This is a genomic window from Ructibacterium gallinarum, from assembly GCF_014982785.1.
Classification (GTDB): Bacteria; Bacillota; Clostridia; order Monoglobales; family Monoglobaceae; genus Ructibacterium; species Ructibacterium gallinarum.
Window position 1 is genome coordinate 88,318 of sequence record NZ_JADCKB010000010.1, and the last position, 15,674, is coordinate 103,991.

The following is a 15,674-nucleotide window of genomic DNA, read 5'->3' on the forward strand; positions in this document are numbered from 1 at the left end:
AAAGTAAAATAATCGGTGTTTTTTTCCGCCTTCCTGTTCTAACAGGAAAAAATTTTTTCTCATGCCTATTCTACCGAAAACAAATTGAAAAGTCAATCCGTTTCTTTAAAAACCGCAACAATACACACTATTTTAAGAAAACATCTAAAATTTAAGAGTTATTTAAGGTTTTTCTTTTATACTAAAAAACAAAAAGGAGGAAATAAAATTGAAACGAATGGAATTCTATGCTGCTGCAGCAAGCGCAATTTTACTTTTTAGCACATTGTTTCCTGCTGAAATTTTTGCAGAAAACCCTGAAATTAATGTCAGTCTTAACGGCAATCTTGTGTCCTTTTCTCAGACTCCCATACTAGTCAATGACCGAACGCTGGTTCCGGTTCGAAGCATATTTGAAGATCTCGGCGCCGAGGTACTCTGGGAAGAAGGCAGCAACAGCGTTACCATTACCAAAAACAATCAAACCATTTCTCTCAGCATAAATTGTCCAGAGATGCAGATCACTAACGATGGTGAAACCCAAACTATAACGCTTGACACCCCGCCTCAGCTGATTGCAGACTGCACCATGCTGCCGTTGCGTGCCATTTGTGAGGCACTGGGCGCAGAAGTTACCTGGGATGAAAGCACGCAAACCGCAAATATTATAACAGATACCGCACTGCCCGCCTTGATTGATAATACCAAGTGGAATTATCAATCAGAAAATGACGTTTATTGGCAGACAGGAATTTCCTACTGCGCCAATCCGGCGGACAGCAGCTATGAAACGCTTGGCATTTTTATTCCAGGTACCTATGTCAATGCACAGGATAACGGAGACGGCACCTTTACCTTAACACTAGATTCCGACGGGACTTTAGGCGGATACACGGCCGAAACCGCTCCGATTGTCATTCCGGTCAATACACCGGGGTACTCCGCCATGAAACCCCCGTCCGGTTATGATTCCAGCACAGCACCTTATACTTCAGCAGGCTTTGTTTGCGTCAGTGCAGGCTGCCGGGGTCGGGATGCCGGTGCGCCGGCCGGCGTTACTGACCTCAAAGCCGCAGTACGTTATCTGCAATATGCACAAAACAGTCTGCCCGGCAGTACCGACCGTATTTTTACCTTCGGTATGAGCGGGGGCGGCGCACAAAGTGCCCTGATGGGCGCAACCGGTGACAGTGCGCTTTATACACCCTATCTTGAAGCCATCGGCGCGGTCAGCGGTGTCAGCGATGCCGTAGCCGGTTCTATGTGCTGGTGCCCCATTACCAGCCTGGACTATGCAAACGAAGCCTATGAATGGAATATGGGCCTGACCCGTACCAATCTGGATTCTCAGACGCAGGCTCTTTCAGACGGCATGGCGGAAGCCTTTGCCCATTATCTTAACGCTCTTGAACTGAAAGATGAAAATGGCAATGTACTATCTTTGACAGAATCAGAAACTGGCATCTATATGTCGGGCAGCTATTATGATTACTTGAAAAACCAGATCGAACAGTCTTTAAATAATTTCCTATCTGATACTGAATTCCCCTATACGCCGCAAAGCCGCGGTATGGGAGGACCTGGCGGTATGACCCATGACGGACAGGATATGCCGCGCATTGAAGATATTGATGGCATTGTCCGGGACGAAACGGAGGATAAAGAACAGGTTTCTGTTACCTATCAGACCGCCCAGGAGTACATTGACAGTCTGAATCAGGACATCACATGGATTAGCTATGACCCGGACTCTAACACCGCCACCATTAGCAGTGTGGAGGATTTTGTAAAAACCTGCAAAAAAGCTGGCAAAAGCGTTGGCGCCTTTGATGACTTAAACGCAACACAAGGAGAAAATATCTTGTTTGGTTACGGCGATGGACAGGGAACCCACTTTGATCCCGTTATGGCTCAGCTGCTAACTGGAACCGAATATGCAGAAGCATATCAAAGCGATCTTCTGCGGACCGATTTTTTAGGCAACACGGTACAATACCGCATGAATATGTATAATCCCATGTATTATCTTGTCCCCTATTATGATGGTTTTCAAACTTCTAACGTTGCGAAATACTGGCGCATCCGCACCGGAATTAATCAAAGCGATACTGCGTTGACCACCGAGGTAAACTTGGCACTGGCGCTTGAAAACTACAGTGATCTACAGGTTGATTTTGCAACTGTATGGGGGCAGGGCCATACCCAGGCAGAACGCTCCGGAGATTCCGATTCCAACTTTATTGCATGGGTTAACAGTTGTCTTGCCAGTGAAGAATAGTTTTCCGCATTTTATTTAAATATTATAGGGCTGTCATCTAAGACAGCTCTGTTTTTTTCTTCTTTTTTTAAATTTGTGTCTTTCTCTTGCTATTTTGGAAAAGATATTATATAATGGAACTTATCCATTATGCTGATTTGCCATATGGAAATGTCACGTTGTAAAGGATCGTGAACTATGGACTTGAATCAAACTGAAAAACGCAGAAAATTTATTATTGACATTGTGTATTTTGCCATTATCCTGTGTCTGGTGTTCCTGTTTTTGAAATACGCAGTAAGCTGGATCATGCCGTTTTTGCTGGGATTTTTAATTGCCCTGATGTTCCGGCCCTTGATCAAGGCTGTTTCCGGCGCCACCCGAATGAATAAAAAATTCTGTGCCTTTGTCATTGTGTTATTGGGCTATACTCTTCTGGGCTTCCTGTTGTGGCTTTTGGGCAACGCCCTGTTTCAGAGCCTGAAAGACTTCTGTCTGAACCTCCCTTCTCTTTATACCAATGAAATTGGTCCAGCGCTGGGCACTGCCAATCAAAATATCCTGGATTTTGCCAAGCGATTCTCACCTGATATCGCCGACCAAGTAGGCAAAACACTCAGTGATATGCTGGATGGGATTCAGTCCTCGCTGGGAGAGCTGTCTGCCAAAGGCCTCTCTGCTCTGGCAGGTGCCTCCACTAAACTGCCGCTGATGCTGATTTCCTTAATTTTTACCATTTTATCTTCTCTGTTTATCAGCATTGATTATGATAATGTTTTAAGCTTTATCAAACGACAGATTCCGGAAAAACGGATGGCCATTTTAACAGATGTAAGAGACTATCTTGGTAAAACCCTGGCCAGCTATGCCCGCGCTTATCTGATTTTGATGGGAATTACTTTTATTGAATTGTCCGTTGGGCTTCTGGCGCTTCGGGTCAATAATGCCCTGGGAATTGCCGCTGGTATCGCCGTTGCTGACGCCCTGCCCGTTTTGGGGACCGGGACGATTTTGATTCCTTGGACCCTCATTGCCCTGTTGCAGCAACGGTACTATCTGGCCTTGGGCTTGATTCTGCTCTATCTGATCGTCACTGTCATCCGCCATTTTATCGAACCAAAGGTGGTTGGCGACCAGTTGGGTCTGCCCCCCATTGTGACCATCATCTGTATCTATTTGGGATTTGTATGGTTTGGTGTCCTGGGCGCTATTTTGTTCCCAGTGACCATGAATATTATTATCTGCCTGCACCGTGCCGGCAAAATTCACATCTGGAAATAACCGGGAGGAAAACCATTGAAAATACAAGGTCTTGTTTTTGACATGGACGGCACCATGTTTGATACTGAAATCATTTCCGCCGCCGCCATGCGGCATTCCCTAGACACGCTGGGGCTCTCCCTTACACAGGAGGAAATTTTTCAATGCATGGGCTTGCCTGGACGGGTGATCCGGGACAGGCTTTTTTCCCGGTTCGGACCGGACTTTGCTTTTGACACCTATTTAGAGCGCAAGATTGCCTATCAAAATGCGGTGATTGACCAAAACGGGGTCCCTCTAAAAAAGGGTCTGCTTCCACTTTTACAATATGCAAAAGAAGCAGGCATCACCTGTGCGGTGGCCACTTCCACCAGCCGAGGGCGGGCTTTGCCTTTGATTCGGCGCTCCGGCACAGAAGGTTATTTTATTTCTATTATTTGCGGTGAGGATACCGCCATCGGTAAGCCTGCCCCAGATATTTATCTTCTGGCCGCAAAACGGCTGGGCCTTAAACCGGAGCACTGTGCTGGTATCGAAGATTCCAAAAACGGCATATTGTCTGTGCGCCGGGCGGGAATGTTTTCGGTTTTGGTACCTGACATGATTGTCCCCGATGCGGAAATGCAAAACGCTGCCGACCTGATGTGCGATTCTCTTCTTGATGTCCTCACTTTTTTCAAACAACGTACATAAAGAAAGCTCCGGGCCTTTCAGAGCCCCGGAGCTTTTTCTTTTAAAACCGTTCCTGCCGCCGCTGTTTCCGCAATGCACGGCGTTTCTCCCCTGCTTCCCATTCCATTCGTTCTTCCAGGGTTTCCAAAATGAGTCCCGGTACCGGTGCGGGTTTTTCCTCCGCATCAAGCGCTACCAGTAGAACATATGCTGTATTAATCAAGTTCCGCCTGCCGCTGAGCTGTTCCACATAGGTTTTGACACACACCTCCATAGAGGTATGCCCTACATAGGTCAGTTTACCGGTCAGCAAAATACTGTCGTTAGCATAAGCCGGTCCCAAAAACTGCAAATTATCTATGGCCGCTGTAGTCACATTACAGCCCGAATGCCGCCTTGCCACAATGGCCGCCACCACGTCAATCCACTCCATCAACTGACCCCCAAACAATCGGTGATAGCCGTTCATGCTGGACTGGTTAAGGATTTGGATCTGTTCCGTATAAGAATCACTGGTACGCTTGGCATTCTCCGGTGCGGGTACGCCCAAACTCGCATTATCATCGTATTTCATAGCACTCCTCCGTCCTTTCTTCCTGCAGGACACACCCGCATACAGATACCGCAGACCGCACCCCGGCCAATCTGCTGAAAATTTTGTTTCATATACTGACTGCACGCTAGCGCATCTATGATTTCCTCGCGGGGCGCGCCTGGTTCCCATTCCATACCGGTAATAGCCATGGCAGGACAGGCATTGACGCACCGCATACAGTTTTTACAGGGAGACGCCATCGGCGCCGACACTGGATTTTCAAAGGGACAATCGGTCAACACGGTGCCCAGCCGCACCCGAGGACCGTTTTCTTTTGAAAGAAACAACCCGCTTTTACCTACGGTTCCAAGTCCTGCCGATACCGCCGCATATTTATGGGAAAAGATTCCCTGCAATCCATTGACCGACTGGGATGCCGGCACAGGCACGTAATGATACCCCATCCTTTCCAGCATTCGTCCACACTGCAGGGACAACCGGTCAATCAATGCATTCACGCTTCGGTAATGATGGAAATAAGTATGGGTAGGCGCCGTTTCAATCTGGTCAATAATCACATCTGATAAAGGAATCGTATAAGACACCGCATATGTAAGATGAAAAGGGTTGTCCGCCGCAAGATGGCAGAACCCCACCTGTCCCGCGCCGTTCTCAATTAAAAAATCTGTGATCTTTTTTCGATGCAGTCTTTCGTTTTCCGTCATATCACCTATCCCTCCAGTGCCTTGATCTGCTTTAGATAATCCAAAGTCTGAAATTTGTGTTCCAGCCAATGCTCGATACAACAATCCCCCAACTCACTCAAATACAAAAGGGTATGCTCGGGCAGCTGAAAAGAAAAAATCCGCTTGGGTTCTGCCAGCGAAATATAAGCCGCCGCCTGCAAAACCGCCTCGCCCGTATGTACCGCACCGCTTTGCTTTTTCTCCCCGCACGCACTGCACAAAGCACAGCCACTCCTCAAATCCAGATAAGAAATTTCTTCCTTCCTGCCGCAAATGCCACAGATAGAAAGCTCCGGCAGCAAACCGGCAATGGCAAGCGTCCGGAAAGTAAATACCGCCTTAATCTGTTCGTACGGCGCCTTATCCTGACTAAGCATAAACAAACTGTTGAGCAAAAGAGAAAGTTGTTCCGGTTCGGGCGCTTCTTCCTGCACCACATAATTTGCAATATCGCAAAAATAAGCGGCATAGGCCATCCGCTCCAGCGACTCCCGAATGGGGGAAAAGGCCTCTAGAATCTCACCGCTGTTAATTTTATAAAGACTTTTACTCCGCCCCTGAAACAGCTGCAGAGATACATACGAAAAGAGCTGGGTGGCCGCCAAAAGACCAGACTTATTGGTTCTGACTCCGCCGGCCAGCACCGATATCTTCCCCAGCTCCTGTGTGAGTACGGTCAGGATTCGGGAGGTATCCCCATACTTAACCTCCCGGGTGATAATCCCCCGGGCTTCTGTGATTCCCAAGCCCCATTCTCCTCTCTTCCGCGGCGCCTCGAAGGCCGCTCTGCGCCGCTTCCTGCGGTGTGTTTTCCTTTTTTTCTGTTGCATCATTTCCACCGCTTGCCGCTTTTGCGGCGCTGCGATATTTCATATATGCTCCGATTGTGCCGGTACGCTCAAATTCCTTCCATGCATCCTCTTTTCCCATAGCAATCTCCTCCTGTGCCGAAAACCATGCTGTAAGTTTTCTTTAGTATATGATACGGAGATTTTTCTATGCGGTGCACAATCGGTCAATGATTTCCAATTAAGACAAAAAAATCATTCAAAACCAATATCGGTCATAAAGTTTTCCTTATTTCTCCAGTCTTCTTTCACGCGAACCCAAAGCTCCAGATAAACCTTTGCACCCAAAAACCGCTCAATATCCTCCCGAGCCTGACGGCCAATCTGTTTGAGCTTTTCACCGCCTTTTCCAATAATAATCCCTTTATGACTCTGTTTTTCGCAGTAAATGGCTGCTAAAATTTCATATGTCCCATTTTCTCTCTGTTTCATTCGCTCAATTTCTACCGCAATGCCATGAGGAACTTCCTTATTCAGCAGACGCAAAGCCTTTTCCCGAATAAACTCCGAAACAATCTGCCGTTCCGGCTGATCGGTGATCACATCGTCCGGAAAGAATTTTGGCCCCTCTTTTAAGCATTCCTTAATTTTTTTAAACAATTCCGGCAGATTTTCCCCGGTTTTGGCCGAAATGGGCACAATATCAGAAAAATCATACATGTCCTTCAGCCGATCCAGCACCGGAAGAAGCTGCAGCCGCTCTTTGGTGTCAATCTTGTTTACAGCCAAGATGACTGGTATACCCGAAGTTTTCAACCCGGCAAGAGCCTTCTTTTCCACCTCGGTCTCCTCAGGACGAATGCCGCAATCCACCACATAAATCAGTGCGTCAATGTCCTGCGTGGCGGTGTAAATGTACTTTTCCATTCTTTTTCCCAACTTATTATGGGGCTTGTGAATGCCCGGCGTATCAATCAGCACCGCCTGTAAATCCTTTTCCGTATAAACTCCCAATATCTTGGTACGAGTGGTCTGAGGCTTATTAGACACAATGGCCACCTTTTCCCCCACAATCCGGTTGAGCAAAGTTGACTTGCCGGCATTGGGCCGGCCGGTAATGGCTATAAATCCCGATTTCATTTTTTTGTTCCTTTCTCTTTGGTATGGCGGCCAAAACCGAAAATAAACCAAAGGCCTGCCGCCGCATAAACAATAAATCCTGCCAGTACTCCGGCAGAGCGAAGCCGAAGCAAGGCCGCCAGAAGCTTGTCCGTATCCGAAAAAGTAAAAAACGCCACAGCCACAGCCGCAACCGCCCCGATAAGCACTGCCGCTGCCGCGGCGTCCTTTGCTGCCTTGGCAAGGGGTCGGCTGTCTGACGTTTCCAAATCCACTGCACGTTCCACCCCAGTATTGACCGCCTCCAGTGCCATGACCAGTGCAATGGTCAAGATCAATGGCGGATATCCTGTGTTTTCCAGTCCGTAAAGAACTGAAAAAAGCAAAACCCCCACAGCGGCAGTCAAATGTACTCGAAAGTTCCGTTCCGTCCGGATACAATAAAAAATTCCGCCAAAGGCATAACAAAAACTTCTGACCAGCTTCATCGGCACAGCCCCATTTCCTCCAGTATTTTTTCCTGATAGGAAAACATCTCTGTCTCCTCCTCCGGTGTCATATGGTCATAACCTAGCAGATGTAGCATAGAATGCACAGTAAGAAATCCCACTTCCCGCTCAAAGGAGTGGCCGTATTCCTCTGCCTGTTCCGCCGCCCGCTCCAGAGAAATGACAATATCTCCCAGGCAAAGGGGCTCCGTCTCGTCCTCGTCTGCAAAATCTTCCACAATTTCCCCATTTTCGTCATATTCAAACATAGGAAAGGACAGCACATCCGTCGCCCGGTCAATCCCCCGGTGCATGGCATTCAGCACCCGGATCTCTTCGTTGTCAGTAAGCACTACACTGATCTCCGTTTCCCGGTCAAAGCCCATATAGGAAAGAGAAGTTTCTGCCGCCTGGCGTATCAGCGCTTTCAATGCCGCCGTTACCTTATACTTCTTTTGCTGATTCAAAAAACTGATTTTCATTGTCGTCCATCCTTTTCCGACCGGGCATTTTCCCGGCGCTGCCGGTTCTTCTGCGCCCGTTCCCGCTCGGTTTCCCGACGCTCATAGGCCTTGACAATTCGCTGTACCAGCGGGTGCCGCACCACATCCCGCTCATCCAGATACACAAAGGCAATGCCCTCCACATTCTTCAGAACAATTTCCGCATCCTTCAGTCCGGAACGCTTGTCCCGCGGCAGGTCGATCTGGGTAATATCCCCGGTAACCGCAATCCGGGAAGAAAACCCCATCCGGGTCAAAAACATTTTCATCTGCTCCGGTGTAGTATTCTGGGCTTCGTCCAAAATTATAAAGGCATTGTCCAGCGTTCTTCCCCGCATATAGGCAAGAGGAGCCACCTCAATCAGTCCCCGTTCCAGATTTTTCTGAAACACTTCAAAACCCAGCATTTCACCCAAAGCATCGTACAGCGGCCGCAGATACGGATCCACCTTCTCCTGCATATCTCCCGGCAGAAAGCCAAGGCTTTCACCTGCCTCAATAGCAGGCCGGGTCAGAATAATCCGGTCAACCTCCCGGCGCTTAAATGCCGCCACTGCTGCCGCCACTGCCAAATAGGTCTTTCCCGTTCCCGCAGGACCAATACCGAACACAATGCTGTTTTCCTCTATTTTCTGCACATACTGCTTCTGTCCCAGCGTCTTTGCCTTGACTGGAACACCCCGGGCTGTAATACAGATGACGTCCTTGCCCAACTCCTCTAGCTGATCCTGGTTGCCTGCCTCCACTTGAGACAGGACATACCGCACCTCTTGCTCGCCGATGTTTTCCCCTCGCCTTGCCATGGATATTAGGCTGTTCATAGCAGAAATGGCCTTTTCTGCCTGGTTCGGCTCACCGGTCACCTTGATCTCCGTACCCCGGTTGATAATCGACACCTGAAGCTCTTTCTCTATCAATTTCACATTGGCATCAAAACTTCCAAACAGGTTCATCACCAGTTCCATGCTTTCTGTTTCTATCATTCGTTCCATGCAAATACCTCAAATTATCTTTTGATTTCTAACGCTTCTATCATAATCCACCAGCGTGATTTTGTCAATCGCAAAACCAATAAATCTTTATCTTTTTCACTCGGTTTCCTTGGTATTTTCCTCCTCCGGCGGGTCAATTGGCACCTCGCGGGCAATATTTTCCCTGCAAACCAATGTAACGGTAACCGCAAGGGTTCCACGTTCTGTCAAGGTATCGCTGACCTCCCGCTCCAGCACTTCGGTATCGCCGGTAATCATACCACTTAGCTCTTTGTCAAGTTCCTCCACTGCGGTTTCCCGTGCTTCAGCAGGGGTGCGGCTTCTGCTTTCTTTGGTCTGCTCCCGCCACACCTCCTTTTCTACAAACAGCGACGGCAAAAACTCTAACGGTGTTCGGTACTCCTGCTCCGAACGGTCACAGGCGCTCAGCGCATAAGGCTGTTTGCGGCTCAAAAACAACGGAAAAGTCTTATCCAAAATCCGCAGCGTATACCGAGTGGTCTGCCGGCCTGTGTCTACCGCCTCCTCGTAGGAAAGAGGATATTCCCGGCTCAGGCTGTACCGGGTTTTGGCATACACCTCGCCATAGGCATGTACATATCGAAATCCCTGGGTTTCATTATCCATAATCCCGCTGACCAGCACATCTCCTTCCCGAACACCATCCCCGGGTTTGACCATATTCTGCCCGTTTCTCGCCTCGACCGAATCAATTTCCCCGTCTTTTGTGGCCACCAGGCTGCTGGGCTGATCCATCTCAACCCCCTGTTCCTGTTCCAGCCTCTCTACCACCTCCACATACACACGGGAACCGCTGACATTGATCCCGATCCACGCCAGATCATCAAGATCGGTCATCATCCGGTTCCGGATTCGGGACGAGTCAAGTCCGTGGGTTGATTCCCCCAGTTCCACTCCCGACCGTGCCAAATGCTCCAAAATGGTTTCCGTGGATATCCGGCTGTTTCCAAAAACTGTAATCCCCATAATATGTCCCGATGTATACCAAAGCAGAATGAAAACTGCCGCCAGTCCAATGAGTGCAAACCGCCGGCGCCGATAACGCCGAAACAGAAACGGCATTCCACACCGGCTGAGAATCCGAACCTTTGTGCGAGTTCTGCGGCAGACCGGCCGGATCTGCCGGAACGATGCAAGGCTCATATCCGCCGTCAGCCGTTCTGCCCCACGTCGCTGCAAATTCCAAATATTCAGTTCCCGCCGGGTACAGATATTCAAGAACCGTTCCAGAAAATAGCCGTCTGCTTGTATTGTCACATACCCTTCCAGATAAGCAAACATATCAGTAAATTTCATGGCATTTCCTCCATCAGGAACGGCAAAAGCCAATTTCACTGATTTTCCCAGTAATATAAAGCAGCTCTCGGCTGATGTTTCTAAGCTCCAAATTTTCTCCCGTCACCCGCACCGCATTGGGCTTGGCCTTCACCCGGATGCAGGTATCAGTATATTCGATAATTCCCTTATAATTTTCAAGCGTCATTTCCCGATTCCCGATACAAGTAATCAACACCGTATCCAGCAATACTTCCTTGGATATATCAAGGGCATCCGCCGCCCTCTCCCGCAAGGTAGGCCGCTCCGGCTTCTGTATTTCCTGCTGATCCTGATTCCTTTGTTCTCTTTCCCGCATAAGTTTTTCCTCCTTAGCCGCTGATTATCCATATTTTATGCTTAAAATTGATCATTCATGAATAGATTTAAAAAAGAGGACAAAAAACCATACTAAAAAGGACGGTGTCTATCCCATGGAACGATTCTGGAAAACCACCCTGCTGCTCTGTTTACTCTATCTGGCATCCGCCATGATCATCAATCCCATTGGCTGTACTGCCGCCGCCAAAGATGCCGTGCGCCTTTGCCTTGAGGTGGTCATTCCCTCTCTGTTCCCTTTTTTTGTCTGCAGCAGCCTGTTTATCTCTCTGGGAGCCGCAAATGTACTCAGCCGCCGGTTGTCCCGGCTGATGCGTCCTCTATTTGGCGTACCCGGCTGCGGTGCGCTGGCAGTTGTTCTGGGTGTCATCAGCGGCTATCCCGTGGGCGCCGCCTGTGCAGCTGATTTGTATACCTCGGGTCACTGCACCAAAACAGAAGCCCACCGTCTACTTGCTTTCTGCAATAATTCAGGACCACTCTTTGTGTTGGGAGCAGTGGGTATTGGTATGCTGGGCAATCAATATCTGGGCACGATTCTTTATCTCTCCCACATCACTGCCGCCTTGATGACCGGCCTTCTTTTTTCCCGCCTTGGTAAAAACGTTTCCATACCCGCACTTCCTCCAGCATCCGCCTCTGCTCCTTCTGTTAAAAATGCAGCGGCTGCTCTGGGCACTGCAGTGGGAAATGCTGCAGATACCATGCTGAAGGTCTGCGGCTTTGTAGTTTTGTTTGCCGTTTTTGCCGCTGCTTTGCCCTCTTATCCCGGCAGCCAGTTCGTCTATGCCTGCCTTGAAATTACCGGCGGCCTCCGCTCCTTGCTCTCCACGCCTTTGCCCGTACTCTTGTTGTTGCCCCTTTGTGCCATGTTTCTATCATTCTCAGGTGTATCCGTTCTGATGCAAACCGCTGGCATTGTCCTGCCCGCCGGCCTTTCTCTGCGGCCTTATCTGCTGGGAAAGTTGGTCCATGGCATTCTCAGTTTTATTCTGACCTTTCTGCTGCTGTATTTCTTTCCTGCTCCCCAACCCACTTTTGCCTTAACTGCCGTTCCCGTTCCTGTTCCCGGCACCAAAGAACTTTTCGTTTTTGCCCTTGTCAGCATTGCCTGGTACGCTATTGCGATAGGCATTCTGGCTCTTGCCGCCTGGCTTTTTGACCGATTTGACAAGCACAAATAACCCCCTGCCTTCTCCTCCATCCTAAGACAGTCAGAACAGGAATTTCCCCACAAAAAAAGCGCCCCGCAGGGCGCATTTTCTTCCTTATATCCGTTTGATCCGTTCCTATTACGGCTGTTTGCCGATATAAGCCAGGATTCCGCCGTCCACATACAGAATGTGGCCATTGACAAAATCCGATGCCTCCGATGCCAAAAATACCGCTGGACCTGCCAGATCCGACGCTTCTCCCCAACGGGCTGCCGGCGTCTTGGAAATGATAAACTGGTCAAAGGGATGTCTGCTGCCATCCGGCTGGATCTCTCTCAGCGGCGCGGTCTGCGGCGTTGCAATATACCCAGGCCCTATTCCGTTGCATTGAATATTATACTCTCCGTACTCGGAGCAGATATTCCTTGTCAGCATCTTTAAGCCACCCTTTGCGGCTGCATATGCAGATACTGTCTCTCTGCCAAGCTCGCTCATCATAGAGCAGATGTTTATGATTTTTCCATGACCCTTCTTGATCATGCTGGGAATCACTGCCTTAGAAACAATGAACGGTGCATTCAGGTCTACATCTACCACCTGTCTAAATTCCTCTGCTGTCATGTCGCACATGGGAATCCGCTTGATAATGCCCGCATTGTTTACCAGAATATCGATCACGCCTACCTCGGCCTCGATTTTCTTCACCAGTTCCTGAACCATTTGCTCATTGGTCACGTCACAAACATAACCCTTGGCATCAATCCCGTCCTGCTCATAGGAGGCAAGACCTCTATCCACAAATTCCTGTTTGATGTCACAGAAAACAATCTTCGCCCCTGCCTCGTGCATCCCTTTGGCAATGGCATACCCTATCCCATATGACGCACCGGTAATCAGGGCAATTTTTCCTGTCAGATCAAACTTCTCTAATATACCCATTTCAAAAACCTCCTGTCATTCGTTCTCATTTATAGTATAGCACAGTAAAATTAGAAAGTCAAATCTTTCCTTAGGGGATTTTACAACAAGATTTCTATTTTCTGCTGCAAAAATAGCCATTTTTTGCTGTGTACTGTGCAGAATGCACAAAAGAGCATTGACAAAACTGTTTCATTGTGCTATACTTTGAACGTTAGCGGCGATTGCCGCACAAGGCCTTACAACACAGGCAAATCAGGAGGTACGGTTTATATGCAAGGAAAAGTAAAATGGTTTAACGCAGAAAAAGGCTTCGGCTTTATTGAACAGGAAGACGGACCGGATGTATTTGTACATTACTCCGCCATTGCCATGGACGGCTATAAGACACTGAAAGAAGGTGCAGCCGTTGAATTTGATGTGGTGGACGGCGCCAAAGGTCCACAGGCTGTAGATGTGAAACCGGTAGAAGCATAAAAAAACCGGCTCATCCGAGCCGGTTTTCTTTATGTCATAAACGAAACGGAGGATTTCCCTTATGAGCGATATTTTAACCAAAGCAATTACCCGAGACGGCTTTCTAAAAGCCTCCGCTGTCGTTTCTACCGACACGGTCAATCAGGCACATCTTTTTCATCAGACCTCGCCGGTAGCCTCTGCGGCTCTTGGCCGGCTGCTAACCGCCGCCCTTTTGATGGCAGATCCCCTGAAGGAAAAGGATGCCACTTTGACCCTGCAGGTGCGCGGCGACGGGCCTTTAGGCATGATTGCTGCCGTTGCGGATTCTTCCGGCGGAGTCAAGGGCTATGCCGCCAATCCTGCCGTCGATCTGCCCTTAAAACCCAACGGCAAACTGGATGTAGGTACCGCCGTGGGACGCGGCACCCTCAGCGTGATTCGAGACCTTCGGCTTAAAGAACCCTATATCGGCCAAACCCCCTTGCAAACCGGAGAAATTGGGGACGACCTGGCCTATTACTTTATGCAATCAGAGCAAATTCCCACCGCCGCTGCCCTGGGTGTGCTGGTGGATCGGGATTTTTCCATCGCCTGTGCCGGCGGGTTTTTGATTCAGGTCATGCCAGGCTGTGATGAAAAAACGCTTTCGAAACTGGAAAACAGCATTAAGGGCCTAAACGGTGTCACCGATCTGCTCCAAAAAGGCATGGACAGCCGGGAGCTTCTTTCTTATGTGATGCTGGGCTTTGATATGGAATTTCTGGATAGTTATCCGGTGGCTTACCGTTGTGGCTGCAGCAGGGAACGCATGGAGCGCGCCATCTTTTCCTTAGGCGAACAGGAGATCCGCAGTATGATCGAGGAACAAGGCCAAGCAGAAATTACCTGTCAATTTTGCGGGACTTCTTATCTTTTTAACCGGACTGAATTAGAGACACTTTATGAAAAAGCCCGCAAACATAAAATTGAAAGAAAAATAAAGTATACTGGAGAAAAAGGTTGAAATCCGATATATAATTCTATATAATCAAGTATAATCTTGAATTCTCGTTTTGACTTTTTAACATTTCGGGAGTATAATAGTTAGCGTTGTCGCTTCACTTGGCGGCAAAAGTGGGGGCGCTTAGCTCAGCTGGGAGAGCATCTGCCTTACAAGCAGAGGGTCATAGGTTCGAGCCCTATAGTGCCCACCACACAAAATTTGGGCGCTTAGCTCAGCTGGGAGAGCATCTGCCTTACAAGCAGAGGGTCATAGGTTCGAGCCCTATAGTGCCCACCAGTTCGTTGTGGTCCGGTAGTTCAGTTGGTTAGAATGCCAGCCTGTCACGCTGGAGGTCGTGGGTTCGAACCCCATCCGGATCGCCATTTTTACGAAGGGGTACCGCTTTGATGTGCGCTCCTTTGTAGCTTGCCTCTGTAGCTCAGTCGGTAGAGCAGGGGACTGAAAATCCCCGTGTCGGTGGTTCGATTCCGCCCGGAGGCACCACGCTTCTCTTTTGGAGAAGCACTGTGCGGGAGTGGCTCAGTGGTAGAGCGTCACCTTGCCAAGGTGAACGTCGCGAGTTCGAATCTCGTCTTCCGCTCCAAAAAATATGATAAAAGACGCATATGTTTGCGTCTTTTATCATACAATTAAATATACGGCGCCATAGCCAAGTGGTAAGGCAGAGCTCTGCAAAAGCTTTATTCCCCAGTTCAAATCTGGGTGGCGCCTCCACCACGTCGGAACGGACTTTGCTCCGTTCCGATTTTTGTTTACACAAAAATCAGTCACACGCGCCGTCGTTCCTCCTTTTTCCCAAAAAGTGCGGCCACCGGCCGTCACTTTTCAGGAGCCCTGCGCCCGAAGATCCCGGGAGCTGTTTTTTCTTCGCTTTATCGCCTGCTGCTCCTCCTCTTTCCCACAAAGCCAACGGCTTTGCGGGAGCCTTGCGCCCAAAGAATCCGGGCGCTTTTTTTCTCCGTTCCGATTTTTGTTTACACAAAAATCAGTCACACGCGCCGTCGTTCCTCCTTTTTCCCAAAAAGTGCGGCCACCGGCCGTCACTTTTCAGGAGCCCTGCGCCCGAAGATCCCGGGAGCTGTTTTTTCTTCGCTTTATCGCCTGCTGCTCCTCCTCTTTCCCACAAA

At 49.0% G+C, this 15,674-nt stretch carries 17 protein-coding genes and 6 tRNA genes; 12 read left to right on the forward strand and 11 right to left on the reverse strand.

Going from position 1 to position 15,674, the window contains the following annotated elements; genetic code table 11:
* The first annotated feature begins 217 nt into the window (after window positions 1-217).
* From INF28_RS06225 to INF28_RS06235, 3 genes are all read left to right on the forward strand, one after another.
* The gene (locus tag INF28_RS06225; protein WP_226392624.1) at window positions 218-2,257 is read left to right on the forward strand and encodes a subtype A tannase; all 2,040 of its coding nucleotides are present in this window, start codon (window positions 218-220) and stop codon (window positions 2,255-2,257) included.
* 177 nt (window positions 2,258-2,434) lie between these two features.
* Entirely contained in the window at window positions 2,435-3,517 is a 1,083-nt protein-coding gene (gene ytvI / locus INF28_RS06230) for a sporulation integral membrane protein YtvI (protein ID WP_226392605.1), read from the forward strand.
* Window positions 3,518-3,532: 15 nt separating this feature from the next.
* Window positions 3,533-4,189, forward strand: a complete 657-nt coding sequence (locus INF28_RS06235) for an HAD family hydrolase (protein ID WP_226392606.1) — start codon at window positions 3,533-3,535, stop codon at window positions 4,187-4,189.
* A gap of 40 nt (window positions 4,190-4,229) precedes the next feature.
* Here the strand turns inward: INF28_RS06235 and INF28_RS06240 are convergent, their stop codons facing one another.
* The 10 genes from INF28_RS06240 to INF28_RS06285 all read right to left on the reverse strand — a co-directional run bounded on the left by INF28_RS06240 (window position 4,230) and on the right by INF28_RS06285 (window position 10,993).
* Complete coding sequence (locus tag INF28_RS06240; RefSeq protein WP_226392607.1) at window positions 4,230-4,742, reverse strand: acyl-CoA thioesterase; 513 nt, start codon at window positions 4,740-4,742, stop codon at window positions 4,230-4,232.
* On the reverse strand, window positions 4,739-5,428 hold the full coding sequence (locus tag INF28_RS06245) for a 4Fe-4S double cluster binding domain-containing protein (protein ID WP_226392608.1): 690 nt from the start codon (window positions 5,426-5,428) through the stop codon (window positions 4,739-4,741). Before INF28_RS06245 ends, INF28_RS06240 begins: the two co-directional genes overlap by 4 nt.
* Window positions 5,429-5,433: 5 nt before the next feature.
* Window positions 5,434-6,195, reverse strand: a complete 762-nt coding sequence (gene recO, locus INF28_RS06250; protein WP_226392609.1) for a DNA repair protein RecO — start codon at window positions 6,193-6,195, stop codon at window positions 5,434-5,436.
* Window positions 6,152-6,379, reverse strand: coding sequence for a hypothetical protein (locus INF28_RS06255; protein ID WP_226392610.1), 228 nt, complete (start codon window positions 6,377-6,379; stop codon window positions 6,152-6,154). The genes recO and INF28_RS06255 overlap by 44 nt, the downstream gene beginning before the upstream one ends.
* A 113-nt stretch (window positions 6,380-6,492) precedes the next feature.
* Window positions 6,493-7,377, reverse strand: a complete 885-nt coding sequence (gene era / locus INF28_RS06260) for a GTPase Era (RefSeq protein WP_226392611.1) — start codon at window positions 7,375-7,377, stop codon at window positions 6,493-6,495.
* Window positions 7,374-7,844, reverse strand: a complete 471-nt coding sequence (locus INF28_RS06265) for a diacylglycerol kinase family protein (RefSeq protein WP_226392625.1) — start codon at window positions 7,842-7,844, stop codon at window positions 7,374-7,376. The genes era and INF28_RS06265 overlap by 4 nt, the downstream gene beginning before the upstream one ends.
* On the reverse strand, window positions 7,841-8,326 hold the full coding sequence (ybeY, locus tag INF28_RS06270) for an rRNA maturation RNase YbeY (RefSeq protein ID WP_226392612.1): 486 nt from the start codon (window positions 8,324-8,326) through the stop codon (window positions 7,841-7,843). The genes INF28_RS06265 and ybeY overlap by 4 nt, the downstream gene beginning before the upstream one ends.
* Window positions 8,323-9,339, reverse strand: a complete 1,017-nt coding sequence (locus INF28_RS06275) for a PhoH family protein (RefSeq protein ID WP_226392613.1) — start codon at window positions 9,337-9,339, stop codon at window positions 8,323-8,325. Before INF28_RS06275 ends, ybeY begins: the two co-directional genes overlap by 4 nt.
* A gap of 96 nt (window positions 9,340-9,435) precedes the next feature.
* Window positions 9,436-10,656: a sporulation protein YqfD gene (gene yqfD / locus INF28_RS06280; protein WP_226392614.1), complete on the reverse strand. Its 1,221-nt coding sequence runs from the start codon at window positions 10,654-10,656 to the stop codon at window positions 9,436-9,438.
* Window positions 10,657-10,669: 13 nt separating this feature from the next.
* Complete coding sequence (locus INF28_RS06285; protein ID WP_226392615.1) at window positions 10,670-10,993, reverse strand: YabP/YqfC family sporulation protein; 324 nt, start codon at window positions 10,991-10,993, stop codon at window positions 10,670-10,672.
* A 115-nt stretch (window positions 10,994-11,108) separates the two neighbouring features.
* Between INF28_RS06285 and INF28_RS06290 the strand changes: the two genes are divergently transcribed.
* Window positions 11,109-12,197, forward strand: coding sequence for a sporulation protein (locus INF28_RS06290; protein ID WP_226392616.1), 1,089 nt, complete (start codon window positions 11,109-11,111; stop codon window positions 12,195-12,197).
* Between the two features lie 108 nt (window positions 12,198-12,305).
* On the opposite strand, the gene INF28_RS06295 is transcribed toward INF28_RS06290, so the two are convergent.
* Entirely contained in the window at window positions 12,306-13,106 is an 801-nt protein-coding gene (locus INF28_RS06295; RefSeq protein ID WP_226392617.1) for a gluconate 5-dehydrogenase, read from the reverse strand.
* Window positions 13,107-13,358: 252 nt separating this feature from the next.
* On the opposite strand from INF28_RS06295, the gene INF28_RS06300 reads away from it, so the two are divergent.
* The 8 genes from INF28_RS06300 (at window position 13,359) to INF28_RS06335 (ending at window position 15,261) form a co-directional block, all read left to right on the forward strand.
* Complete coding sequence (locus tag INF28_RS06300; RefSeq protein ID WP_226392618.1) at window positions 13,359-13,562, forward strand: cold-shock protein; 204 nt, start codon at window positions 13,359-13,361, stop codon at window positions 13,560-13,562.
* A gap of 61 nt (window positions 13,563-13,623) precedes the next feature.
* Window positions 13,624-14,547, forward strand: coding sequence for an Hsp33 family molecular chaperone HslO (gene hslO / locus INF28_RS06305; protein ID WP_226392619.1), 924 nt, complete (start codon window positions 13,624-13,626; stop codon window positions 14,545-14,547).
* Window positions 14,548-14,661: 114 nt separating this feature from the next.
* A tRNA-Val gene (locus INF28_RS06310) sits at window positions 14,662-14,737 on the forward strand.
* Between the two features lie 10 nt (window positions 14,738-14,747).
* Window positions 14,748-14,823: transfer RNA gene (locus INF28_RS06315), tRNA-Val, on the forward strand.
* 9 nt (window positions 14,824-14,832) lie between these two features.
* Window positions 14,833-14,909 (forward strand) — tRNA-Asp (locus tag INF28_RS06320).
* 45 nt (window positions 14,910-14,954) lie between these two features.
* A tRNA-Phe gene (locus INF28_RS06325) sits at window positions 14,955-15,030 on the forward strand.
* Window positions 15,031-15,055: 25 nt separating this feature from the next.
* Window positions 15,056-15,130: transfer RNA gene (locus INF28_RS06330), tRNA-Gly, on the forward strand.
* A 56-nt stretch (window positions 15,131-15,186) separates the two neighbouring features.
* A tRNA-Cys gene (locus INF28_RS06335) sits at window positions 15,187-15,261 on the forward strand.
* Window positions 15,262-15,674: the final 413 nt, after the last annotated feature.

Coding starts and splice junctions, on each gene's coding strand:
- hslO (WP_226392619.1), top strand. CDS start 13,624: ATGAGCGATATTTTAACCAAAGCAATTACCCGAGACGGCTTTCTAAAA.
- INF28_RS06275 (WP_226392613.1), bottom strand. CDS start 9,339: ATGGAACGAATGATAGAAACAGAAAGCATGGAACTGGTGATGAACCTG.
- yqfD (WP_226392614.1), bottom strand. CDS start 10,656: ATGAAATTTACTGATATGTTTGCTTATCTGGAAGGGTATGTGACAATA.
- INF28_RS06245 (WP_226392608.1), bottom strand. CDS start 5,428: ATGACGGAAAACGAAAGACTGCATCGAAAAAAGATCACAGATTTTTTA.
- era (WP_226392611.1), bottom strand. CDS start 7,377: ATGAAATCGGGATTTATAGCCATTACCGGCCGGCCCAATGCCGGCAAG.
- INF28_RS06285 (WP_226392615.1), bottom strand. CDS start 10,993: ATGCGGGAAAGAGAACAAAGGAATCAGGATCAGCAGGAAATACAGAAG.
- INF28_RS06240 (WP_226392607.1), bottom strand. CDS start 4,742: ATGAAATACGATGATAATGCGAGTTTGGGCGTACCCGCACCGGAGAAT.
- INF28_RS06295 (WP_226392617.1), bottom strand. CDS start 13,106: ATGGGTATATTAGAGAAGTTTGATCTGACAGGAAAAATTGCCCTGATT.
- INF28_RS06225 (WP_226392624.1), top strand. CDS start 218: ATGGAATTCTATGCTGCTGCAGCAAGCGCAATTTTACTTTTTAGCACA.
- INF28_RS06255 (WP_226392610.1), bottom strand. CDS start 6,379: ATGGGAAAAGAGGATGCATGGAAGGAATTTGAGCGTACCGGCACAATC.
- ytvI (WP_226392605.1), top strand. CDS start 2,435: ATGGACTTGAATCAAACTGAAAAACGCAGAAAATTTATTATTGACATT.
- ybeY (WP_226392612.1), bottom strand. CDS start 8,326: ATGAAAATCAGTTTTTTGAATCAGCAAAAGAAGTATAAGGTAACGGCG.
- INF28_RS06290 (WP_226392616.1), top strand. CDS start 11,109: ATGGAACGATTCTGGAAAACCACCCTGCTGCTCTGTTTACTCTATCTG.
- INF28_RS06300 (WP_226392618.1), top strand. CDS start 13,359: ATGCAAGGAAAAGTAAAATGGTTTAACGCAGAAAAAGGCTTCGGCTTT.
- INF28_RS06265 (WP_226392625.1), bottom strand. CDS start 7,844: ATGAAGCTGGTCAGAAGTTTTTGTTATGCCTTTGGCGGAATTTTTTAT.